The organism is Candidatus Cloacimonadota bacterium (assembly GCA_021734245.1).
Lineage (GTDB): Bacteria > Cloacimonadota > Cloacimonadia > Cloacimonadales > TCS61 > B137-G9.
The window spans coordinates 1-23,342 of record JAIPJH010000049.1; the positions used below are offsets into that span (position 1 = coordinate 1).

The following is a 23,342-nucleotide window of genomic DNA, read 5'->3' on the forward strand; positions in this document are numbered from 1 at the left end:
CAATAATTTTCATGGGATTATCTCTCTCAGGAATTGGCCTGGACTCTAATTTTTTGGGGGAGATTTTCCCACTATGGTATATTTGTATAGAAAATAATTAGTTAACGTAAAAAAAAGAAGGTTTTGTGTTACAGAACCAATCTAATCATAGAGAGGTAAATATGAAAGTAGATTTATTAATTAAAAATGCCAAACAGATATTAACGTTAAAAGGTGATGATCGTCCAAGAATTGGTAAGGAAATGGAAAATCTTGGAATTCTGGAAAATGGAGCTATTGCTGTTAAAGATGGCTTGATATTGGAAGTGGGAAAAAGTGACGAAATTTGCAGAAAATATGAGACTGAAAGATTGATACTTGCCAGCAATAATGTTGTAATGCCTGGCTTTGTAGATCCACATTCACATCCTGTTTTTTATGCTACTCGAGAGAATGAATTCGAAATGAGAATACAGGGAAAATCTTACGTCGAGATCTCTAAAAGTGGTGGAGGAATTCGCAGCAGTATTGCCGGAGTTCGCAAGGCCAGCGAAGATGAACTTTTTGAACTTTCCCAAAAAAGAATAGAGAAGATAATTTCCAATGGAACAACAACTTTGGAAGCAAAAAGTGGTTATGGACTTTCCACAGAAAGTGAAATGAAAATGCTGCGAGTAATAAAAAGATTGAATCAGGAATTACCAATCGACATTGTCCCCACTTTTATGGGAGCTCATGAATTTCCACCGGAATACAAAGATAACAGAGAGGAATACATACGAATATTGAAAGAGGAGATGATGCCGATTGTTGCCGAAAGCGGTTTGGCAGAATATTGTGATATTTTTACTGAAGATCATGTTTACAATATTGAGCAATCACGAGATATTCTGAATCATGCCAGGAAGTCAGGATTCAAATTGCGCATGCATGCCGATGAGATTGAACCGATCGGAGGAGCAGAACTGGCTGCAGAAGTTGGTGCTGTTTCTGCAGATCATCTGGGAGCTGCATCCGATGCAGGTATAAAAGCGATGGCGAAAGCAGGAGTGATTGCAACTTTACTACCCGGAACCATTTTCAGTTTGGGAATGAAATCTTATGCCAGGGCGCGTGATATGATAGAATCTGGAGTTGCAGTAGCTTTGGCAACCGATTACAATCCTGGCAGCTGCAATTGCGACAGCATGCAAATTGTTATCACATTGGCTTGTCTGCAAATGAGAATGACGCCGGCAGAAGCGATCACAGCTTCCACGATAAATGCTGCTCATGCCTTGGAAATGGGAGATAAAATCGGCAGTTTGGAACCTGGAAAACAGGCTGATATTCTGATCATGGACATGCCGAACTATCAGTTCCTGCCATATCATTTTGGATCAAACAATGTAGAAATGGTGATCAAAAAAGGTGAGGTGATCTGGAGTGGTTAGATATGAAAAAAGGTTCCCAAACCGGAGTTTGGGAACCAGAATTCTTTTGAGAGTTTGGGAACCAGAATTCTTTTGAGAGTTTGGGAACCAGAATTCTTTTGAGAGTTTGGGAACCAGAATGTGTTTAGTGTCTGGCAACCAGAAGATATTCAGATAATGATAATCAGAATATTCAAAGTTAAAAGATCAGAATATTTTTTGTAATTTTATTAATTATTCCACACGATGCCAATATTGCGTTCTGCCCAGAAGAGAAACTCCGATAAATCCTCTTACTTTCAGTTTTTTCCCATTTTCCACAACTTCGATCTTACATTTATAAGTTTTACCATTATTTGGGTCTAAAATCGTTCCACCCTTCCATTCATTACCATCTTTTTCCAGGTTGTTCAAAATGGTCATACCAATGATTGGTTTGTTAAAAAGGTTGCCTTTACATTCATCACAAAGTGGGTTAGGATCTTCGTCTGGCTCCAAGAATAACGATTCGATCGTTCCAAAGATCTCGCCATCATCTTCCCAAACCTTAATAATCGATTTTTCTTCACCGGTCTCATCATCGATAGTTTTCCATTTTCCCAGTGGAGACATATTATCCGCAAATAAGCTGATGGAAAAAATCAATAAGAAGATAAAATATAATTTTTTCATTACTTATTCCTGTCCCAATAGTTCTTTTATGTGATCGATGTATTTTGCCGCTCCACCATATTGATAACCGGTTCTTGCCAATTCTTTGCCTTCAACATCTGTGATGACAACTGTTGGAAAACCTTTCACACCATATTTCTGAGCGAGAGCATTGTTGTAGTTTTTAGTATCTTCGGGAAGCGTGGTATATTTGGGAAAATCGATTTTTACCATTATCAGGTTATCAGCCGCATAATCCTGGAAAATTTGTTTTGAATAAACTTCATCTTTCAATTTTATGCACCATCCACACCAGTCTGAACCAGTGAAGTGGATAAAAACTGGCACATCCTTTTCTGCTGCCAGTTGTTCAGCTTCTTCCAAATTTGTAAGCCAGGTTATTCCTTCAGCATCAACTTCGCTTTCCGGGATTGCAGAAAGTAAGGTTGATATCATCATTATCGATATTAAAAAATATTTCATTATATTTCTTCTCCATTAATTAAAATTTTCGTCTCAATTTCGGCAGATTTTCTTAACATTGCAGAAACTCCGCAATATCTGGTCTCAGAAAGTTCGACGGCTCGTTTGATCTTGTCTATCGGAAGATCATTTCCTTCAAATTTATAACTTAGATAAATTTTGCTGTAAATTTTTGGATGTTCTGAGGTAGAATCTGCATCTACATCCAACTCCAGCTTATAATTTGTAACCTTCATCTTTTTTAGAATCGAAACAACATCCATGCCTGTACATCCTGCCAGCCCTGATAAAAGCAGACCTTTCGGTCGAGGACCCTGATCCTTCCCTCCAACTGAAAGATCTGCATCGATTGTGAAATGGTGGTTGTTCAATTCAGCATCGAATGCCATATCGCCCAACCACTTAAGTTTTGTTATGCTCATAATTCTGATTCTTTTTCCTGCAAAGCTGCATGATAGGCTTGCATGTACATCTGGATGTATTCATAAATCTCTTCAACTTTGTCTTCCGGTAATTTGTTGATCAGGTCTTTCTGGATGTTCATAAAATCGAGAATTGTCTGCTTATTGGTTTTCTTACCTTTTTCTGTGATCTCTGCCAGCCAGCTTCTGCGATCTCTTTTGCTGGGAAATCTGCGAACAAGTTTTTTACGGACAAGTGTATCAATAATTCTGGTGATACGGCTGTGAGAAACTTTCATCTCCACAGACAAGTCGTTCATACAAACCGGCTCATCTACTGTGTTCAGGTAGTTTAGAAGATCGCATTCCATTCTACCTAAATTCAAGCATTTGCGGCGGATCATCTCTTTTTTCGAGCAAAGCTTATATAATTCTTTGCTCACATCTGCGTACTTATCAATTAGTGTTTTCATTTTTTCTACTCCTTTTTAAAATTTTATGAAAACATGAAAATAGTTTCCTGTAAACAATTCATGTATCTCAATAAATTTTCACGCTATCAAACTTTAAAAAAGAATAGTTTAAATTTTTGTCAAGGCAAGTATTTTTTATTGAAAATTTCTTATTAGTTTCTGAATAATCTCTTTGGAAGTGATTCCTTCCGCTTCAGCAGCGAATGTAACGATGATTCTGTGTTGAAGAACAATTTCTGCAATTTGTTTTATATCATCGATGGATGGAGTCAGTCTTCCTTGCAAAGCAGCACGTGTTCTGGCTGCGTAAACCAGGTATTGACTGGCTCTTGGACCTGCTCCCCAACTTACCCATTTCTTGATGAAATCCAATGAATCCTCTTGGTTTGGTCGTGAAGCACGCACGATTTTTACTGCAAAATCAAGCACATGATCGCTTACAGGTACATCGATTATTGCTTTTTGGATCGTAACGATTTCTTCGGAAGAAATAACGGAATTGATTTCAGCTTGAGCTTTATTTGAATCCAGTTTTACGATTGCTTTTTCTTCTTCATAGGACGGATAATCTATATTCATATAAAACATAAATCTATCAAGTTGAGCTTCCGGGAGTGGATAGGTTCCTTCCTGTTCGATAGGATTTTGTGTAGCAAGAACGAGGAATGGTTTTTCCAGATCGTAAGTTGAATTTCCTGCTGTAACCTGATATTCCTGCATCGCCTGCAGCAGAGCTGACTGCGTTTTTGGAGGAGTTCTATTGATCTCATCTGCCAAAATAATATTGGAAAAAATCGGTCCTTTAATGTACTCAAAATATCTTTTTCCGTCAGCTTTATCTTCGGTCAGGATGTCGGTTCCAGTTATATCGGAAGGCATCAGATCCGGCGTAAACTGAATTCGACTGAATTTCATATTCATCACTTTTGCCATCGATGAAATTAGAAGTGTTTTTGCTAACCCGGGAACACCTTCCAATAGACAGTGCCCACCGGAAAAAAGTGCAATTAAAAATTGCTCGATGATCTTATTTTGACCAACGATCACTTTGCCAATTTCAGATTCAATCTTCTGTTTTGTTTCTGTCAGACTTTCTAATATTTTTATATTCTTTTCAGACATAACAACCTCATGCTTTTTTTCTGATGACAAGTTCTTTGGGAGATACATTTAAGGCAAGCAAAGAAATTGCTCCCAAACCAAAAATCCAAATGGAAGTAAGAAGATGAGAGAATGTAACTGCCGCACTTGTCAGGTTTTTATCCACACTTAGGGCAAATCCAAAAATAAGTACCCACATAAATTGATTCGAACCGATCTGTGCAGGAGGAGTTGGCAGAATATAGGTGAGATTCATAAGCGTGTAACCAAATAGAATTTGCGGATAGCTGATCTGGGCACCAAAAGCCTTGAAAACAGCAAAGATGTAAATTGCCTCGGAAAATACAGCCAGAAGTGTGATAAAATAAATTTTTATATAATCTAGTTTTCTTCCTTTCATGATGGCCATACCATCCACGAAATTTTCGAAGAAATCTTCAAATTTTTCTCTAAAATTTTTGGGAATGATTTTCAAGATAAAATGTAAAATTTTGATCGCTTTTGGCCGATGATTTACAGCGAAAAATAAAAAAGCTATAAAAGCTAAAAATATAACAAATAAAACCAATATTACAATTTTAAGAGTCGTGTTTAATTCTACAGCTATCAATGGAATGAGTATCATGATGAGAATAATTGGAAATAGATCAGTGATTTTATCGATGAAAACAGATGGCAAACTGGCAGAGATGCGAACATTGTGTTTTTTCTTCAGAATTATGGATTTTACAAATTCACCAGCTCGTACCGGAATCAAGTAGTTTACCAGCATTCCACTCATGAACAGAAAGAAACTTTCCAGAATCTTCATCTTGTAAATTGGCATCAAAATTATGCGCCAGCGAAGACTGCGAAAAATATAGGCAAGTACATAAAATCCAGAAAAAAACAGTACATATTTTAAATCGAATTTATGAAAATAAGATAAGAATTCCTGCCAGTTTACAATGCGCAGCCAGGCAATCAGGAAGATTATTCCCAATAAAATTCCACCGAGCCAGTTGAATTTATTTTTCATCTTTGGTTGGTACGAAAATAAAGTAACGATGATGTGCCCAAAATCTTTTGATGAAGTTTGGAGCACTTCTTTCAAACCAGGAATGCTGCATCATCTTATCAGCAAAATCAGGATCGATATCATTGTAATAATCCATTATAGTAAGAGGCTTTGGATCAGTTTCACTTTTGATCAACCAACTCAAACCAAAAATTTTGAGGAACTTTTCTTTTGGCATTCCAATATCTGGCCAGGGAGGACAATCAATATATCCGGAATCAAGCAGATCCCAATTGTTTTTGATCATGATCCTTTTGAAATTTCGTGGAATTATGAAGTCTTCTTTCAGGTGTTTTTTGAGATCGTCTTTTCCTAAGAATTTCTGGGAAAGATAGCCAATACCAGCTCTATTTGGAACGCAAAGCATGATAACTTTTCTGGTTGTTCGAATCATCTCTTGTAGGAAAAGATCCAGATCTTTTGCAAACCAGAGAGCAGAGAAATTCCAGCTGAGATCAAATGATTTATCAGAAAACGGTAATTTTGAAAAATCTTTTGAAAACTGTGCATGAATATCTAAATCTGCATCATTCCAAACTTTCTTTATCTTTTCCAATCTGTTTTTATCATTATCTACGATACTTACTTTTTTGCCTTGTTTTGTCAAATTCATGCTGTTGATGCCGGAAAGTCCTGTAAAACCAAAACTGGGAGCTTCCAATACTTTCTGCACACCAAAAGTCAGGCAAATCTGATCGAGTTTGCGATTCAGAATTATGCGTTCATAAGAGGAACCGAGTCCTTCATCAGGATTTTCAAAATAATTTTGCCAGCTTTTTAGGATAGGAATAGCCATTTACTTTCCTTCGCTTTTGTACCAGTTAATAATGTTTTTGAAGTTTGGAATAGTTTTTGGTGGTTTTATAGCAAGTTCATTTCGAGTGTTTTCAATATCATAATACCAGCTTTTGGAGATAAGTTCAAAACGTGAGATCCAAAGTTCACTTTTGAATTTTCGCGCCAGATTTTCTGCCCATCTAAAATATTTTGGATTAATATTTCTGCTGGCAGGATAAGATTTATTTTTCAATTCCTTACTAATAAAATCTACAAGTTCCTGCAGATTCACCGGTTCCAAATCAGCAACATTATAGGCAGATCCGCTTTTTGGTTCGAAATCCAGGAGTTTCAAGAAAATCTCTGCTAGATATTCTGCACTGCTCAAGTGAATGATAACTTCATTTTTCGGCAGGAACATCAATTTCTTATCTACAAGTTTTATGAGTGTATAAGGGAAGCCATAATCTCCAATTCCATAGGTAATTGCAGGACGAATAATGACAGCTCTCAAACCATAAAGTACCATTTTCTGAATGATCAATTCACTACGAATTTTTGTGTAATGATAATAATTATCTTCCTGGCGTTTCGTTTTATTATTGGCAGGAAGCTGAAGCGGAATTGCTCCAAAAACTCCCACCGAAGAACAGAAAATAAAGAGTGAGTCATTTCTTTGAGCAGTTATCGCAAGTTGTTCTGTGGCATTTACATTGGCATCAAAAAAAGCTTTCTTACTGAATTTGCGTCCACCACGCAGAGCTCCGATATGATAGATAATGTCGAATGAATTATTTTGCAGATATTTTTTAAGTTCATCGATGTCAGTCAGGTCGATTTGATGAAAAATAAACTGTCCATCAAATTCACCGATGCGATTTTGCAATGTGCCCGGACGAATAATTGCATGAATTTCAAGACCTTTTTTGGTTGCTAATAATCGAGCAACATGTCTTCCAATAAAACCGGAAATTCCGGTGATCAAGATTTTTTTACTCATGTGTTTATTTAGCTAAATAACTTGGAAAAGAAACCTTTCTTTTTGGTTACCACTTTTTCCAAATAAAAATATGTAATCGGCTCGTTATCAATTATCTTCCGAGGATTGATCTCGGTAAGAAGCTCAGCAGTATGTTCATCAATTTTTTGTTTTAGCATTTCCACAGCAGCTGGTAAAGTATAATCCAATTCTTTGCAATGATTATCTGAAGCCACAAAATGTGCTAAACCGTTATCGACGAGGAACCAGGCTGCTTTCTGAACGTTTTTGCCATAAATTCCAATTAGGCTGCCGGCATTTATTTGTAGCAGAACATTCTTATGCAGAAGGTCTTCTGCAGAATCCGGATCATTGATGATATTTGTGTATCGTTCGGGATGAGCCATGATCGGTTTTAAACCTGATCTAACAAGATCATAAAGATGCTGATTAAGATCAGCCGGGAAATTTGTCATGTTGGTTTCTACTAAAATATAATTAGAATTTCCCATATTCATTTTGCCCGATTTCAATTTTTCAAATAGAGAAGAATCGAGATAGATCTCACGACCGGGTATAATTTTTATGTTGATATTTTCTTTTTCTGCCGCTTTCTGCAATTCAGCAATTTTATCCAAAACTAACTGCTGATCAAAATCGTAATATTGCAGCATAAAATGTGGTGTTACAAAAACAGCTTTTACACCGTATTCTTGCATAAGTTTCAAATGTGTGATCGAAGTTTCAATATCTTGCGATCCATCATCTATGGAATGTAAAATGTGAGTATGAATATCTATCATTATCTTTTTATTCTATGAATTGCATCGGCAAATTCTTTTATCAGTTTCGGATCAGTATTCTTTTCCAATATATTTCCAGTTACAATGAAATCTGCACCAGCTGCCGCTTTTTCTGCAGCTTCATCTGGATTCTGAATTCCGCCACCCAGAATCATTGGAAGTGGAACATTCTCTTTTACAGCTGAGATCATCTGGCTAGTAATTGGAAATTTTGCTCCGCTACCGGCATCCATGTAGATCAATTTCATGCCAAGATAGTAAGCTGCCAGAGCATGGGCAACAGCAATATCATTTTTAGTTCGGGGAAGAGGCATGCTTCCGCTCATAAAATGAACAGAAGTGCTATTTCCCGATTCAATCAGCATGTAGGCAGTTCCAATAGCTTCCAGATTGTGATGTTTGATAAGTGGTGCAGCTCGCACCTGCTCACCGATAAGCATCTGTGGATTGCGACTGGTGACCACACTGAGAAGCAATAAAGCATCGGCAAATGGCGATACAAAATTGAAGATACCCGGGAAGATTAGGACAGGAATATCAACCGTTTCTTTTATTGTTTTCAGGTTGCTTTCAAAATTATTATTCACCATAATGCTGCCGCCTACAAGAAGTCCGTCAGCTCCATTTTCCTGGCAAGTTCTGGAAATTTCTATTGCTTGTTCTTCTGTCATTTTATCAGGATCGAGCAAACAGAAATAATTCGCCCGTTCCTTGCTCATCGAAATCAATTTATTATAAGTTTTCATTTTATCCAATCCATAAAATTATCATTAACATTACCATGTTTATTTTCATTGTCTGTGAAAGAATTGAAAATACTTTTCTGGTATTTTGTTTGATCATAATTACCAGTTTAAGAATTAAAGGTATCGAAACAAATATTTGAAGAAGCAGGAAGCTTCTATTCGAAATAAGTTCATTCTTGAAAAAATAGAATGATACAAAAATTATAGCTAAAATTGGAATTACAGAGAGCCAGGCAATTCCTTTTCTTCCCACTTTAATTGCCAGTGTTCTGGCACCAAATTCAGCATCTCCTTCGATGTCTTCGGCATCTTTTACGATTTCCCTGAGAAAAGTGTAAAGAAATGCGAAAATTGCAATAATCAGACTATTCCCAAGATTATTAGCTGCCAATCCACCGTAGATAAATGTGCTGGCAGCTGCATAAGCTACCAGTAGATTTCCCATCAGAAAACTCAATTTGAAATATCGGGCATACAAAAAAAGTGCAATACTGTTTATAATTGCTAACCCAACACAGAAGAAATTTGTAGTAAGGTAAGAAAGCATAATTCCCACAAAGAAAAGTGTAACAGCAAACAGATAGGCAGTTTTGGGTGAGATCTTTCCAGATGGAAGTATGCGATTTGGTTTATTTACTTTGTCGATGGGAAGGTCGAAAAAATCGTTTATAACATAACCAGCAGCTGCGATAAATGATGCAGAAAGCACAGCGAAAATTATTGGAGATAGTTCAATCACATTATTGGAAATAAGAGCTCCAAATAACACTGTGAAAGCTACAAACAGGCAGTTAAATGGTCGAATTATCTTTATAAACGGCATCAAAATTCCTAAGGTAAACGATCCTTTATCATGTTAACGTATTCTACCAGAATGTCATTATTTTTCATATTTTTTATAAGATTGTAAGAATCTCTTAGCATTTTTTGGGCAGTTTTTTTTGATTTTTCCAATCCGATAAGAGCAGGATAAGTTGCTTTGAAATTTCTGGAATCTTCTCCAGGTTCTTTTCCCAGAACTTCAAAACTTCCCACTTCATCCAAAATATCATCAACGATCTGATATGCTAAACCAATATTTATTGCAAAATTTCCCAGCGTTATAGACACATTCTCTTCTGCTCCATGAATAATGCAGGCAAGTTCTACTGCAGCTTGTAAAAGTGCTCCAGTTTTCTTTAAATGAATATATCGAAGTGTATTTACATTGATCTTCTTCTTGGCCGATAAAATATCCACGGCTTGTCCACCGATCATGCCGCGCGTAGACATTGCTTTTGTGATAACTTGAATACACTGTAGCGCGATCTTCTTATTTTTGAGTTCAGTTAGAACTTCAATAGCTTTTGTAATGAGAGCATCTCCTGCCAGAATTGCAGTTGCATCTCCAAATTTAACATGACAACTCGGCAAACCTCTACGTTCTGGAGAATTGTCCACACTTGGCAGATCATCATGGATAAGAGAAGCTGTATGAACGAATTCAAGTGCACAAGCTGCTGGTAAAAGTCTTTCCAGACGATTAATGTTTTTTCTTCCAATAAGCATTTCATAAGTTCCAAAAAATAGAACTGGACGCAGTCTTTTTCCACCACTGAATACGCTATATCTCATGGCTTCGTGTAATTCTTTGGGATAAGCATCCGCAGGTGTTAAATATTCTTTCAGAGCTTTTTCCAAAAGATCGGATCTTGTCTTAAAATATTCTTGAATTAACATTTAACCTCTTATTTTCTCAATTTCATTTTTATACAGAAAGTGGTAATGCAATTTTCTTTCCTGTTTTAGCTGATTCGTACATTGCCAGGATCAGCTCCAATGATTTTCTTCCACTTCTGCCATCAGTATTTGGAGTATCTTTTCCATGCAGAACGTCAACCACGTTTTGCAAATAACCAAGATGCCCGAATCCATAAATATTAGTTGGATTTGTATTGGCTGTTTCAATTATTTTGTCGTCATCGTCATAATCTTTGAATTGCCAGTTTTCTACTTTGTTTACAGCAACTCCACCGATTTTTACAGTTCCATTTTCTCCCATCAACGTGATAGAACCTTCATAATTTTTTGGGAAAATATTCATTGTAACTTCTACAGTTCCTATCCCGCCACTGCGAAAATGAATAATTCCCGATCCCATATCTTCTGCTTCGATGTTGTGATTCAGAGTTGCAGTAAAAGCCATAACAGATTCAACCGGACCCATCAGCCATTGAATGAGATCGAAATAATGAGAAGCCTGATTCATGAAAGCTCCACCGTCGAATTCCCAGGTTCCGCGCCATTTTGCCATATCGTAATAAGCTTGAGGGCGAGTCCAACGCACAGTTGCATTTGCACTGAAAATTCTTCCAAATCTACCTTTATCAACAGCTTTTTTAAGTACTTGGATTGCCGGATTTAAGCGATTTTGTTTTACAACAAAAAGTTCTACTTTATTTTCATCGCAAGCTTGCACCAGCGCATCTGCAGATTTCAGATCGATAGCCATTGGTTTTTCTGTGATCACATTGATCTTTCTTCTGGCGGCTTCAATGCCCATTTTGGGGTGCATTCCGCTGGGTGTACAAATCAGGATCGCATCAAGCTTTTCATTTTCCAACATCTCCGAATAATCGGTGTAAAATGAGTGGATATTAAATTTTTCGGCAGCATTTTGAGCTCTTTCTTCAATGATATCTGCACATGCTACTATTTCGGCTTTATCGATTTGCTGGATTGCTTCAAAATGTTTGGAAGAAATCCTGCCGCATCCAACTAATCCAAATTTCAAATTTTTCATTCAATTCCTTTATCATAAATAAATTATGAATTCATCCAAATAATAAATAGTAATTTCGGTGTCAATAATTAATAACTTTATATAAATAATTTATATAGAAAAATAAAATCAAAAAAATATTTAAAACTATGAAATCTAATTTCCGTTTGTGATCTCTTTCTTTTTCTTCATGCTTTCAACTGCTTCGTCCAGTTCATCAAAAACATTAAAGATAAGATGAACCTTTGTGATCTGAAAGAGAGTTTTTGGTTTGGATTGCAAATTTGCAATGCAAAGATCTCCGTCGGCTTCTGTAATTGCTTTGTAAAAACTGATGATGGAACCAAGTCCTAAACTATCAATATATTCCATTTCAGAGAGATCTAAAACTATGTATCTTGCCTGTTCCAGAAATTCTGGAAAATTGTCTTTGAATTCTTTTGCATTGGAAGCAATTAATCTTCCGATGATCTTAACTATTCCAATTTCGTCTTGAAGCTTAAAATTAAAATCCATTAATCTCTCCCATAATAAATTTTACTATAAAAATATCTATTTTTCAAGATCTATTTCACATTATTTAAATTTTAATAAGAAAAAAGGAAAGCATAGTTTTTTGTCAAATAATTATTAACTAATCCAAGATAAATGTGAGTCCTATTCAAAAGAATTGGGAGTGCACAATACACTCCCCAATATATTAATTAACTCATTTTTTTGAGCTTTGTGATCAGCTTTCTTTGCACACTTGCTTGTTTTGTAGGATCAAAATTAACTTTTTCAATTGAATCAAGATAATCATACAATTCTTGATTGTTCATGTCTTTATGATCCAGTTTCTTTTTGGCAAAAGTCAGAGCTTTTTTCTTCCAATATTCTAGTTTAGTGTATTTTGCTTCCAGCAGGCCAGCTTCACAGAATCTGGAAAGAAGTTCTTCAAACATTTGTGATCCTTTTGGATTATTGAATTCGCTTACTTTGCCGTCATTTGCTATTGAAGTGCCTTCCATTTCCAGATAAGATGGTTTTGGAATCAAGTAATGAGATGGATCAGCTGCATCTGCATGAGTATTTATCGAAACAATGAATTTGCTGTTTTTCATCAGTTTCTTTTGTTCTTCGCAGGGAAGTTCACCATATAAAAGCACAAAGTCAGAATTTTCAGGTGTTCCGGCAGGAATTCCCAATTTCATCAATCCTCTAAAATTATTAAGATGAGAAGTTGGTAGAACACCAGATCCTTTTTGGAAATCACAAACCATGGCAGCTAAAGCCCAGGTTCGCCAAATTGCCAATTCATTCACATTATTTCTACTGTAAATGAAGATAGTTTTTTCGGGAAGTTCAAGCTTGATCTGATCAATAGTTTTAACTTCCAGATTATCTTGTTCGTCCACATCTTCTTCATTTTCAAAATCATCTTCTTCGTAATAATAATCCAGAATTTTATCAAGAGTTTCCTGCACAGGATAATCATTCAGATGCTCATCTGCAAATTTATTAAAGTCGGAATTATCATCAGAAATTATAATTAATCTTTTACCCAGACGTTGCTGCTTACGAGCAAGCATTTTGAGTGTATGACTAACTTTACCGACCAAAACTATTGTATCGGCATCTTCTATGTCTTCATATTTACAGTTAATCAGCTTTGTCTCACCGATTTTTTCGATAAAACTTTTCTGGTAAGTAAGAGTACAAATTTCTGCTCCGATATTGTTCGCGATCTGCTGCATGATCATGATTTCTTCCAAAGTAGAAGTAGGAGAAACATAGATCTTTTTTGTTTTGGAAGTTTCAAGTTTATCCATTATTTTTTCGATCACATCATCCATTTCTACAGGATTCCATTCATCTTCATCTCTTTGGAAAGCGCTGTTTATGCGCTGAGGTTGTTCAAATATCTGCCAGCCAAATTTTCCATCAAAACAGAGATTTCTTCCGTTAAAGCCATCATCAGCAGGAGTTATCTGAACAATGTTGCCGTTTTGGGTGTAAACTTTTATTTTGCAGCCAGTTCCACACAATCCGCAGTTCTGAATTGTAATATCGCAGAGATGTGGATTGATCTTATAATTAATATTTTTTGGAGTGAGAGCTCCCACCGGACAAACTTCAATACATTTTCCACAGGATTCACAAGTAGTTTTAGCCAAGCTTTCACCGAATTCAGGTGCAACGTAGCTTTCAAATCCGCGATAAATATATCCCAAAACTCCAGGCCCCTGCATTTCAGCACAAATGCGCACACAGCGTCCACATTTTATACATTTGTTTGCATCGCGCAAAATAAAGGGATGACTGTCGTCGATAGGATGCTTGTTTTTATCTCCAGCAAAGAGGTCAGCATCGATGTTATAGTTAGTTGAATATTCTCGCAGTTTACAGGTTTCATTTACGAAGCAACCACATTCCAAACATCTTGTTGCTTCAGCAATAGCATCTTCATCTTCAAATCCTGTTTCAACTTCCTTAAAGTTTGAACTTCGATCAGAAGGATCAAGTTCAGGCATTTTGCTGCGCGGAATTTTTTCGTAATCTTCAAAAAGGGAAGTATCGATATCTTTGAGTAACTTTTCTTTTTTGGAATCAAATTTTTTAATTGGATCGATTATTGGTTTTCCATGCAGGAATCTATCGATTGCTTCAGCAGCTTTTCTGCCGTCGGCAATTGCTTCTATTGCTGTGGCTGGACCTCTACGGAAATCTCCACCAGCGAAGATATTTGCCAAATTTGTATATTGAGATTCTTCATCTGCCAAGGCGGTAGACCAGCGCGTTAATTCGAGTTCTTTGCCATCTATTTTATTTTCATCTTCAGATAGGAAGTTAACTTCGGGAACTTGAGAAATTGCAGCAATCACAGTTCCATATTCTTCTTCAAAAAACTCTCCTGTTGGTTGTGGTCGTCTTCTACCACTTTGATCTGGTTCGCCCAGTTTCATTTTTTCCAGATTTATGGATTTCAGTTTTCCACTTCTTCCAAAATATTCGACCGGATTTGTGAGGAAATGGAACTTGATTCCTTCTTCTTCAGCAGCATCTACTTCATAAGCTTCTGCCGGCATTTCATTTCGAGTTCTTCTATAGATAAGTGTAACATCAGAGCCTAATCTGCGAGCAGTTCTAGCACAATCGATAGCTGTATTTCCACCACCGATCACAGCTACCTTTTTGGCTAATTTGGGTTTTTTGCCCAAAACGACATTCTTCAGAAAATCAACACCTAAAAAACAACCCTTAAGGTGACTACCTTTTACTCGAATCGGAACAGCATTTTGTGCTCCAATTGCCAGGAAAACAGCATCATGATCTTTACTGAGATCTTGCAATTTGATATCTTTTCCCACTTCTATATTATATTTGATCTTCATGCCGTTTTTGCACATCAGTTTTATTTCTTGATCTAAAATCTTTTTAGGAAGTCTGTATTCAGGAATTCCATATCTAAGCCAACCACCGGCTTTGGGTGCAGATTCGTAAACTGTAACTTTGTAACCTTGGTTAGATAGATAATATCCGCAAGTTAAGCCAGATGGACCTCCACCAACGATAGCTATCTTTTTTCCATTAGATTTTGCTTTGGGTGGAACGTAACTCCAATCATCGTTCAGGTCAAAATCTGCTGCATGACGTTTTAATTGCCGAATAGCAATTGGTTCATCTACGATAGTTCTACGGCATTCTTCTTCGCAGAAAGCAGGACAAACTCTTCCAATTGAAAGGGGCATGGGAAGCGTTTCTTTTATCACTTTTACAGCTTCATGAAATTCTCCATTGGCAATGAGGGAAACATAACTTTGAATATCCACATTATTTGGACAAGCTATTCTACACGGAGCTTCGCAATCGGCATAATGATCGGAAAGCAAAAGTTCCAGGGCTATTTTTCTGGCTTTGATAACTTCTTCAGAATCGGTGATGATTTCCATACCTTCGGAAATTTCCGTTCCGCAAGAAGTAACAAAGCCTTTCCTGTTTTTTACTTTAACTGCACAAACCCAACAAGAACCAAATGGCTTTAATTCTTCATCATGACAAAGAGTTGGAATGTTAATTCCATTTTCCGTTGCAACTTCCAGAATAGTCTTACCTTTTTTTGCTTTTATATCTTTTCCATTTAATGTTAAGTTAACCATATCAGCTTCCCTCTTTATGATTTAATGATCGCATCGAATTTACATACATCATAGCAAACACCGCATTTTATACATTTATCCTGATCTATAACATGAGGTTTTTTTACTTCTCCCGAAATAGCTTGAACCGGACATTTACGTGCACAAGCTGTGCAGCCAACGCATTTGTCTTCATTTACTTCATACTTCATAAGAGCGTCGCAGACTCCAGCATGACATTTCTTATCAAGAATGTGTGCTTCATATTCTTTTCGGAAATAGCGCAAAGTTGTGAGAACAGGATTGGGAGCAGATTGACCTAAACCGCAAAGTGAAGATTTTATGATATTTTCGGCTAAAGTTTCCAATTTGTCCAGATCTTCAAGTTCACCTTTTCCCTTAGTTATTTTTGTTAATATTTCCAGCATTCGTTTGGTTCCCACACGGCAGAACGTACATTTTCCACAGGATTCATTCTGGGTAAAATTCAGGAAGAATCTTGCTACATCTACCATACAAGTTCCGCTATCCATCACAACCATTCCACCGGAACCCATTATAGCACCGGTTTTGTTTATCGAATCGTAATCTACAATTGTGTCCAAAAGTTCAGCGGGAAGGCAACCACCAGATGGACCACCAAGTTGTACTCCTTTAAATGGCTTATCAGTTTTCATGCCACCACCGACCTTATAGATAACATCTTTTAAAGGCATTCCCATTGGCACTTCGATAAGTCCACTATTCTTGATTTTTCCAGCTAAGGCAAAAACTTTGGTGCCTGCACTTTTTTCTGTTCCATATTGGGAATACTTTTTCGCTCCGTTCAAAATAATCCAGGCTACATTGGCATAAGTTTCCACGTTGTTAATGTTAGTCGGTTTTCCCCAAAGACCGGATTGAGCAGGAAATGGTGGGCGAATTCTGGGCATTCCTCGTTCACCTTCGATAGATGCCATTAAAGCTGTTTCTTCGCCACAAACAAAAGCTCCAGCTCCTTCCTTTATGTGTAAAATAAAATCGAAATCTGTTCCCAGGATATTTTTTCCTAAAAACCCTCTTTCTTTTGCTGCTTTTATAGCGATATTCAAATGTTTTATTGCCAGTGGATACTCAGCTCGACAATAAATGTATCCTTCGTTTGCTCCGATTGTATAGGCACAAATCGCCATTCCTTCGAGAACGCTGTGAGGGTCGCCTTCCAAGATGCTTCTATCCATAAAAGCACCAGGATCTCCTTCGTCGGCATTGCAAACTACATATTTCTTTCTGCCCATTGCATCGTAAGCAAATTTCCATTTTAAACCAGTTGGAAATCCAGCGCCGCCGCGTCCTCGCAATCCTGATTCCTGCATTTCCTTTATGATGTCTTCAGGACTCAATTCTTTGATCGCTTTTTCCAAAGATTTGTAACCATCTCGAGCCAGATAATCATCGATTGATTCAGGATTGATGATACCTGTATTGCGCAGAACGATCCTGACCTGATTATTATAATTTTCATTTTCAGAAGCTTCTAAAACATTGGAAACGACTACATCTTCTTTAATGGGTTTTCCTTCAACATAAGCATCGATAATACTTCCGACATTTTCTGGAGTAACTCTTCCGTAAGTGATGCTTTTATTTTTTTCATCGACGAACTCAATTATTGGTTCGGCAAAACACATTCCGATACAAGCAGTTTTTTTTACTTCAATGTCCTTCAATTTATTTTTTTTGATATGTTCATTTATGGCAACTTGAACATCTGCTGCACCTGCTGCCAGGCCGCAACTTGCTAATCCAACTTTAATAGTAAAGCTCAAGTTTACCTCCTATTTAAATTTTTTTAAAATTTCAGGAATATTTTCGGGGAGCAGTTTACCATGTGTATTGTCATCTACCATTATTACGGGTGCCAAACTACAACAACCTAAACAAGCAACTTCTACAACTGTGAACAAGCCGTCTTTGGTTGTGTCCTGATCGTCTGGCAAATTAAGGAAATTATTTATTGCCTTCAATATTCCATTTGCGTCTGAAACATGACAAGCTGTTCCTTTGCAAACCCGAATAACATGTTTACCCTGAGGTTTTAGTCGGAACATTGTGTAAAACGTAGCCACGCCATAAATTTGAGCCAATCTGACTCCGGTCTTCTCGGAAACATAACGCATTACATCTTTCGAAAGATATTTTTCGATTGCCTGGATTTCCTGGAGAAGAGGGATCAGAGAGCCTTTTTTACCAACGAATTTGTTAATGACTTGGTCAATTTCTTTTTTGTTTTTTATCATAAACAAAAGCTCCCAAATATTATTTTCATTTTCGTGGTACTTTTTTGAGCATGAGTATTCAATGTCAATAAATTTCCTGCATTATATAAATAAGGTAATTACATTATTTAATGCAAAAAATTTACGTAAAATTGTATTGAGTAAACTATTTATTTGTAAGCTTCTGAAATTAAAAAATATAAGTTATTTTTGTGTAGAATTTTTCGTAGTTTTTTTCTATTTTGTTTTCAATCTCATTCATTTCGGAATTCAATCCCATATAATAATGAAATTTACTGTTTAATTCCCATTTGAAATTGGAATAATATCCGAAATAAAATGTTTGATCATATCGCTCATAATTATGATATCTAATCCCCAAAGTAAATGAAATCGTATTTGAAAAATTTATCGTGGAATCAAAATTACCGATCACATATTCGCTGTCTATAAATGGAAGATCTGGAATATCCGGATAATTTGAGTAATCAATATTTAAAGAATATGAAAAGTGCCTGAACAAGGTGCCGATAGCATTATACTGAATAATATCGCCTTGGTAGGAATCATCTAAACTATAAAAATAGTAATCGACTTTGTTCAAGCTCAATCTTTGAATGAACCAGCTTAGTTTATCCCATTCCAACCTCACACCAAATCTTGTTTTATCTGTAAATTTTCCACTCTTGGAATCAGGTTCGATGTTTTCTTTTACATAGACAAATTCCAACTCTATATCCGCATTGAAGTTAGTTGCTATTTCTGATTCTAAAGTTAGATAGCGTTCCAATAAATTTGTACTTATGTTATCATATTCTTCCGAAAGAGTAAGAGAGTGTTCAATATCCGATAAAATATCAGAATCAAAATCGTGCAAATTTGCAAAATCAAAATTCCAGCCATAAAAATCATCTTCATATATTTTTCCCATATCCAAAGTATATTCACTACTCATCTGCTGAATAGAGAATTTCAGCATTTCATGACGAGAGTAACGAGAGAAACCAGTCTGGAAATGATAACCGTAATCGGAATTACCATTCATCTGTTTATTGGAAAAATTAACTTCTGCCCAGAAATATTGATTCTTCCCAGCCTCCCATATCGGATTTGTGTGTAAAACTGTATTTGAATAATTATCGTTAACCCTATTCAATATTGTAAACTGGCAGCGGAATTTATCCCAAACAGGCTTGAACGCTAAAATATTGTAAAAATCATCTGGATTTGTAATCACAGTATAAGTTGAATCATCACTGGCATCATAACAGGTTTCTTTTTCTAATTTATCTTTGGCGGAAAGAAAACCAAAATCCAAATTCTTATAATTGCTGGAGAACTTCAAAGCATAAACTGGCTGCACAATATTCCTGGTATAGAATAGTTGATTATTTGTTCCTAAAACGTTAAAATCTTCGATAAAAAAATAACGATTTTCCGAAAAAGTTGGAGCATACTTCGAATTATATGAATCGATAACCGCATCCATGGGAACATCTGAAAAATCGGGTGATAAACTAAGTTTTGTGCGCATTCTTGGATTTAGATTAAAAGTCAGATCCAAACCAACATTTTCTTCATCAAAATTAACTTCATTATTTTTTATATCATAGGTAAAAATAGCGTGTGGCTTAATTCGGAACATTCTTGAATTTGGAATGTTTCGATTTATGTGAATGGAATGAGCTTTCCTGAAATAATCGATACCCATTTTTGTTAGCACAAAAGGAGTGCTGTAGGATTGGCGAGAATTTTTCTGGTAACGGGTTAAAATTATTTTCCAATTATAAGGTGCTGATCCATCATGACGTAAATCGCTAAAAGGAATTTTGAAAGTAACTTTCCATAAATGATCATCAATTTTTGAAGAATAAGAATAGGTGCTGTTCCAATATTTATCTGATTCTAATTCTGTATTCCGGATAAAATCGTATTTGCTGCCCAGCGGATAGGCAAAATAACCATAGGCAAAATAATTATCCAAGTCAGTTATGAGCTGAACTCGCAGATAATCGGAATATGGATTTACATCTTTATCGGCAAAGCGTCCATATACCAAATTCTCGTCGATTTCTGATTCAAAATGAAGATAAAGATTTTTATCATCGTGCCACAACCAAGCTTTGGTTTCTAATTCAATTTCTGCAGAATCAGGTGGTGAAACACGATAGAAATCTTTTAAAAGATTATCTTGATTTCTTACAGGTTTTGGAGAGTATGGAACATCCAATCCGACCAAAAGGTTGAAATGTAGATACAATAATCCCCAAAAAACTACATTTATTCTTTTTAACATAAATTCTGAAATTAATCAGTAAATTCGAATTTTCCTTCTTCGAATAATCTTACACAAGCTTTCACAACATCGGGATCGTAATAATCGGTAGTGTGAGCTTTAATTTCTTCCAGAGCTTTTTCAGTTCCCAAAGCAGCTCTGTAAGGTCTATGAGAAGTCATGGCTTCAACCACATCAGCAACAGCAAGAATGCGAGATTCCACAAGGATTTCATCACCTTTCAGACCATTCGGATATCCTGAACCATCCATTCTTTCGTGATGTTGATGAACAATGGTGGAAATTGGCCAAGGGAATTCGATTGTGCTAAGAAGATCATAACCAACCTGGCTATGATTCTTTATCACTTCAAATTCCATTATATTGATTTTTCCTGGTTTGGAAAGAATATCAGATGGAACGGAAATTTTACCAATATCATGTATTATGCCAGCAAATTTAAGACCTTCCAATTTATCTTTATCGACCTTCATTTCCCGACCGATCGCAACTGCTAATTCTTTAACTCTTTTCTGATGACCGGCTGTATAAGGGTCTCGCATTTCTGAGGTATTGGACATGGCTTGAATAATATCTCCAGTAGCTTTCTGAAGCATCTCAAAGCTGCGCTTCATTTTTTCTTCTGCTTCTATACTTTCCGTAATATCATTGAAAAGCATAACTGCACCGGAAAACAATCCATTGTCAAAAATTGGAACACCTTTCACTTCCAGATGTTTAGCTTCTTTTTTGTTATTTAGTATTTCCAGCTCAGTGGCTATTTCCAAGCCACTTTTTAATTCATCAGTTAATTGCAGTAAACCGGAAGAATCAATTTTGGGAATGTTTTTTAGTAGATCTCCATTTAACGATTCGATACTTTTGCTGCGAATTTCAAGTTGCTTGATAATTTCTGGATTAAGGTAGATTATCCGCATATTTTTATCAAGTCGAATAATACCGGCAGGAGACTTTTCAAGAACTTCTTCGTGCAATTCGTAAAGAGTTTTATATTTCTTTTCTGATTCCAGAAGCTCTTGCGTTTTTTCTGCCACCATCAGTTGCAAGGTTTCATTAAAGTTCTTCAGTTTTTCTTCAGATTTTTTTAGGAGTATATCATTCAATTTCAATTTGACCACCAGATATATGGTGATCAAAATGAAAAAACCTAAGACAATAGACGAAATTAAGACGAATGTTTGGATCTGATTTTCCATATAAAAAAGACACTCCCTAACCAATAAATTAGACTAATTGTTGTGGCATATTGACCAAAATTCCAATTTTCCAAAAATCCAAGCGATATTACATTGCTGGCTAAGATATGTAGGCAGAAGTAAAGAGCGAAACCGGAAAATATGAAGAATGATTCGATATTATTAATAAACATGTCACTTGCCAAAAGCTTACGTAGTATGATCATAGTTCCCAACAATAGTAAAATGATATTGAAGAAATCGGTAGTATTGATTGGGCTATAACTTTTCTGAACAAAAGAAAGGATCGCAGCTAGAGTGCTGGGAATTGCCAGAACGGTCATTGTAATGTAGAAGATATCCTTATGTTTTTCTGTATCACTTAAGATCATAAATAAAATTTTTAATACGTAGTAAAGTTCAAAAATGCTGGCAATTGCCCAAAAAATCAAATAAGCGGAATTTGTCCGACCATTGAATATCCGAATTAAGATCATAGACAAATTCCACATTATAAATATTCCTAAAAAAACAATAAAATTCTGAATTGAAATTTTATTTACTCTTTTATAATTCTGCTTTTTCAATAAGAGAACCCAGCCAATCAAAGCTGAAATCCTCAATATTGAGGTTCCGTAAACACTAAAAATTCCAATCATTTATTATTTTTTTAGAATTAACTCCCTTTCCTCTCTCTTCACCACAGATCAAAACATTATCATTAACTTCGAATCGTCAACAAAGAATAATTTGATCAGGAAGTAATAGGATCATCTTCATCATCAACGATCCAGGGATCAGGTTTGATGTCGCCTTGAGCGCTGGCAACAACACTTTCTTCTTCCTCTTCATCATCATCAACGATCCAGGGATCAGGTTTAATGTCGCCTTGAGCGCTGGCAACAACACTTTCTTCTTCCTCTTCATCATCATCAACGATCCAGGGATCAGGTTTGATGTCGCCTTGAGCGCTGGCAACAACACTTTCTTCTTCCTCTTCATCATCATCAATTATCCAGGGATCAGGTTTAATGTCGCCTTGAGCGCTGGCAACAACACTTTCTTCTTCCTCTTCATCATCATCAACGATCCAGGGATCAGGTTTAATGTCGCCTTGAGCGCTACAGATGTTTTCATAAACATCATCAGGATTTACATCCAGCTCTGCAAATGGATCGGGACGAAGATCACCTTGGGCAGTGCATTCCGAATTGTAGAAAGCATTAGAATTTACATTTTGGACAGAGCAAACAACACTAACAATAGAAACGGCAAATACGGCTACAAGAATGAGAATTGCATTTTTTTTCATCTTTCCTCCTAATTTTTAATTTTTTTGGATTTTTCATTCTCAAAATTTTTACATAATTGATCATTCAACACAACCGATGAATCATCTTGTTTTTCAAACGATTCCGGTTGCCAATCTCCCTGGGTTACACTTTTCAGGCCGGTAGATGAAGAAGCCTTATCCGAATTGTTGATCATGGTGAATATGCTGGCAGCACTGAAAATGATGGCAATGACTAATACAATAACTAGATTCTTTTTCAATTTTCTACTCCAATTTTTTGGATTTATTTTGTTAATTTAACGGTTACAGAAATATAAAACTGTCTCTCTTCATTTTCCCTCTCTCTCTTTAAGAAAAATAATTTTATTCAAAAGCAAAATCTGAACTTCAGTTTGGCAAGACATTTTTTGCCGATCAAACTTTTATTTTTATTCTATTATTGAGTCCCCTCTAAAAACTCGATTTTAGTTTAACCATTTCACAACCTTCAATTTTATTGACGCTCAACAAAATTGGAACAGAAAACTCAAATATAACTCCGAAATGGGCAAAACAAGCTCTGAAAAACTTCTCTATAT

Annotated in this window: 23 protein-coding genes; 1 reads left to right on the forward strand and 22 read right to left on the reverse strand. The window is 36.1% G+C overall.

Annotation, left to right across the window (positions count from 1 at the left end):
- The first annotated feature begins 161 nt into the window (after positions 1-161).
- Positions 162-1,412: an imidazolonepropionase gene (hutI, locus tag K9N40_08450; protein ID MCF7814495.1), complete on the forward strand. Its 1,251-nt coding sequence runs from the start codon at positions 162-164 to the stop codon at positions 1,410-1,412.
- Positions 1,413-1,625: 213 nt separating this feature from the next.
- Here the strand turns inward: hutI and K9N40_08455 are convergent, their stop codons facing one another.
- The 22 genes from K9N40_08455 to K9N40_08560 all read right to left on the reverse strand — a co-directional run bounded on the left by K9N40_08455 (position 1,626) and on the right by K9N40_08560 (position 23,024).
- Positions 1,626-2,063, reverse strand: coding sequence for a DUF2147 domain-containing protein (locus tag K9N40_08455; protein MCF7814496.1), 438 nt, complete (start codon positions 2,061-2,063; stop codon positions 1,626-1,628).
- Positions 2,064-2,066: 3 nt separating this feature from the next.
- Positions 2,067-2,525, reverse strand: a complete 459-nt coding sequence (locus tag K9N40_08460; protein ID MCF7814497.1) for a thioredoxin family protein — start codon at positions 2,523-2,525, stop codon at positions 2,067-2,069.
- Entirely contained in the window at positions 2,525-2,947 is a 423-nt protein-coding gene (locus K9N40_08465; protein MCF7814498.1) for an OsmC family protein, read from the reverse strand. Before K9N40_08465 ends, K9N40_08460 begins: the two co-directional genes overlap by 1 nt.
- Entirely contained in the window at positions 2,944-3,399 is a 456-nt protein-coding gene (locus tag K9N40_08470; protein MCF7814499.1) for a MarR family transcriptional regulator, read from the reverse strand. The genes K9N40_08465 and K9N40_08470 overlap by 4 nt, the downstream gene beginning before the upstream one ends.
- 135 nt (positions 3,400-3,534) lie before the next feature.
- Positions 3,535-4,521: a MoxR family ATPase gene (locus K9N40_08475; GenBank protein MCF7814500.1), complete on the reverse strand. Its 987-nt coding sequence runs from the start codon at positions 4,519-4,521 to the stop codon at positions 3,535-3,537.
- Between the two features lie 7 nt (positions 4,522-4,528).
- Positions 4,529-5,518, reverse strand: coding sequence for a flippase-like domain-containing protein (locus K9N40_08480; protein MCF7814501.1), 990 nt, complete (start codon positions 5,516-5,518; stop codon positions 4,529-4,531).
- Positions 5,508-6,353 carry a class I SAM-dependent methyltransferase gene (locus K9N40_08485; GenBank protein MCF7814502.1) on the reverse strand — a complete coding sequence of 282 codons (846 nt, stop codon included), beginning with the start codon at positions 6,351-6,353 and terminating at the stop codon, positions 5,508-5,510. The genes K9N40_08480 and K9N40_08485 overlap by 11 nt, the downstream gene beginning before the upstream one ends.
- On the reverse strand, positions 6,354-7,334 hold the full coding sequence (locus tag K9N40_08490; protein MCF7814503.1) for an NAD(P)-dependent oxidoreductase: 981 nt from the start codon (positions 7,332-7,334) through the stop codon (positions 6,354-6,356).
- Between the two features lie 8 nt (positions 7,335-7,342).
- Entirely contained in the window at positions 7,343-8,116 is a 774-nt protein-coding gene (locus tag K9N40_08495; protein ID MCF7814504.1) for an exopolysaccharide biosynthesis protein, read from the reverse strand.
- A complete protein-coding gene (locus tag K9N40_08500) occupies positions 8,116-8,862 on the reverse strand; it encodes a geranylgeranylglyceryl/heptaprenylglyceryl phosphate synthase (GenBank protein ID MCF7814505.1) in 747 nt (248 codons plus the stop codon). Before K9N40_08500 ends, K9N40_08495 begins: the two co-directional genes overlap by 1 nt.
- Position 8,863: 1 nt before the next feature.
- Positions 8,864-9,685: a geranylgeranylglycerol-phosphate geranylgeranyltransferase gene (locus K9N40_08505; protein MCF7814506.1), complete on the reverse strand. Its 822-nt coding sequence runs from the start codon at positions 9,683-9,685 to the stop codon at positions 8,864-8,866.
- An 8-nt stretch (positions 9,686-9,693) separates the two neighbouring features.
- A complete protein-coding gene (locus K9N40_08510; protein MCF7814507.1) occupies positions 9,694-10,581 on the reverse strand; it encodes a polyprenyl synthetase family protein in 888 nt (295 codons plus the stop codon).
- Between the two features lie 28 nt (positions 10,582-10,609).
- Entirely contained in the window at positions 10,610-11,644 is a 1,035-nt protein-coding gene (locus tag K9N40_08515) for a Gfo/Idh/MocA family oxidoreductase (GenBank protein ID MCF7814508.1), read from the reverse strand.
- Positions 11,645-11,779: 135 nt separating this feature from the next.
- Positions 11,780-12,139 (reverse strand): STAS domain-containing protein, encoded by a 360-nt coding sequence (locus K9N40_08520; protein MCF7814509.1) that lies wholly within the window; start codon positions 12,137-12,139, stop codon positions 11,780-11,782.
- 188 nt (positions 12,140-12,327) lie between these two features.
- Positions 12,328-15,762 (reverse strand): FAD-dependent oxidoreductase, encoded by a 3,435-nt coding sequence (locus K9N40_08525; GenBank protein MCF7814510.1) that lies wholly within the window; start codon positions 15,760-15,762, stop codon positions 12,328-12,330.
- Positions 15,763-15,776: 14 nt separating this feature from the next.
- Positions 15,777-17,549 carry a 4Fe-4S binding protein gene (locus K9N40_08530; GenBank protein MCF7814511.1) on the reverse strand — a complete coding sequence of 591 codons (1,773 nt, stop codon included), beginning with the start codon at positions 17,547-17,549 and terminating at the stop codon, positions 15,777-15,779.
- Between the two features lie 9 nt (positions 17,550-17,558).
- Complete coding sequence (gene nuoE / locus K9N40_08535) at positions 17,559-18,020, reverse strand: NADH-quinone oxidoreductase subunit NuoE (protein ID MCF7814512.1); 462 nt, start codon at positions 18,018-18,020, stop codon at positions 17,559-17,561.
- Positions 18,021-18,189: 169 nt separating this feature from the next.
- A complete protein-coding gene (locus K9N40_08540; protein ID MCF7814513.1) occupies positions 18,190-20,295 on the reverse strand; it encodes a hypothetical protein in 2,106 nt (701 codons plus the stop codon).
- Between the two features lie 11 nt (positions 20,296-20,306).
- Positions 20,307-21,404, reverse strand: a complete 1,098-nt coding sequence (locus tag K9N40_08545; protein ID MCF7814514.1) for an HD-GYP domain-containing protein — start codon at positions 21,402-21,404, stop codon at positions 20,307-20,309.
- A 56-nt stretch (positions 21,405-21,460) separates the two neighbouring features.
- On the reverse strand, positions 21,461-21,862 hold the full coding sequence (locus K9N40_08550) for a hypothetical protein (GenBank protein MCF7814515.1): 402 nt from the start codon (positions 21,860-21,862) through the stop codon (positions 21,461-21,463).
- 362 nt (positions 21,863-22,224) lie between these two features.
- Entirely contained in the window at positions 22,225-22,782 is a 558-nt protein-coding gene (locus K9N40_08555) for a hypothetical protein (GenBank protein MCF7814516.1), read from the reverse strand.
- Positions 22,783-22,790: 8 nt separating this feature from the next.
- The gene (locus tag K9N40_08560) at positions 22,791-23,024 is read right to left on the reverse strand and encodes a hypothetical protein (protein ID MCF7814517.1); all 234 of its coding nucleotides are present in this window, start codon (positions 23,022-23,024) and stop codon (positions 22,791-22,793) included.
- Between the last annotated feature and the right edge of the window lie 318 nt (positions 23,025-23,342).

Coding starts and splice junctions, on each gene's coding strand:
- K9N40_08465 (MCF7814498.1), bottom strand. CDS start 2,947: ATGAGCATAACAAAACTTAAGTGGTTGGGCGATATGGCATTCGATGCT.
- K9N40_08470 (MCF7814499.1), bottom strand. CDS start 3,399: ATGAAAACACTAATTGATAAGTACGCAGATGTGAGCAAAGAATTATAT.
- hutI (MCF7814495.1), top strand. CDS start 162: ATGAAAGTAGATTTATTAATTAAAAATGCCAAACAGATATTAACGTTA.
- K9N40_08555 (MCF7814516.1), bottom strand. CDS start 22,782: ATGAAAAAAAATGCAATTCTCATTCTTGTAGCCGTATTTGCCGTTTCT.
- K9N40_08480 (MCF7814501.1), bottom strand. CDS start 5,518: ATGAAAAATAAATTCAACTGGCTCGGTGGAATTTTATTGGGAATAATC.
- K9N40_08455 (MCF7814496.1), bottom strand. CDS start 2,063: ATGAAAAAATTATATTTTATCTTCTTATTGATTTTTTCCATCAGCTTA.
- nuoE (MCF7814512.1), bottom strand. CDS start 18,020: ATGATAAAAAACAAAAAAGAAATTGACCAAGTCATTAACAAATTCGTT.
- K9N40_08475 (MCF7814500.1), bottom strand. CDS start 4,521: ATGTCTGAAAAGAATATAAAAATATTAGAAAGTCTGACAGAAACAAAA.
- K9N40_08505 (MCF7814506.1), bottom strand. CDS start 9,685: ATGCCGTTTATAAAGATAATTCGACCATTTAACTGCCTGTTTGTAGCT.
- K9N40_08485 (MCF7814502.1), bottom strand. CDS start 6,353: ATGGCTATTCCTATCCTAAAAAGCTGGCAAAATTATTTTGAAAATCCT.
- K9N40_08500 (MCF7814505.1), bottom strand. CDS start 8,862: ATGAAAACTTATAATAAATTGATTTCGATGAGCAAGGAACGGGCGAAT.
- K9N40_08515 (MCF7814508.1), bottom strand. CDS start 11,644: ATGAAAAATTTGAAATTTGGATTAGTTGGATGCGGCAGGATTTCTTCC.
- K9N40_08460 (MCF7814497.1), bottom strand. CDS start 2,525: ATGAAATATTTTTTAATATCGATAATGATGATATCAACCTTACTTTCT.
- K9N40_08490 (MCF7814503.1), bottom strand. CDS start 7,334: ATGAGTAAAAAAATCTTGATCACCGGAATTTCCGGTTTTATTGGAAGA.
- K9N40_08510 (MCF7814507.1), bottom strand. CDS start 10,581: ATGTTAATTCAAGAATATTTTAAGACAAGATCCGATCTTTTGGAAAAA.
- K9N40_08525 (MCF7814510.1), bottom strand. CDS start 15,762: ATGGTTAACTTAACATTAAATGGAAAAGATATAAAAGCAAAAAAAGGT.
- K9N40_08540 (MCF7814513.1), bottom strand. CDS start 20,295: ATGTTAAAAAGAATAAATGTAGTTTTTTGGGGATTATTGTATCTACAT.
- K9N40_08550 (MCF7814515.1), bottom strand. CDS start 21,862: ATGATCTTAAGTGATACAGAAAAACATAAGGATATCTTCTACATTACA.
- K9N40_08520 (MCF7814509.1), bottom strand. CDS start 12,139: ATGGATTTTAATTTTAAGCTTCAAGACGAAATTGGAATAGTTAAGATC.
- K9N40_08495 (MCF7814504.1), bottom strand. CDS start 8,116: ATGATAGATATTCATACTCACATTTTACATTCCATAGATGATGGATCG.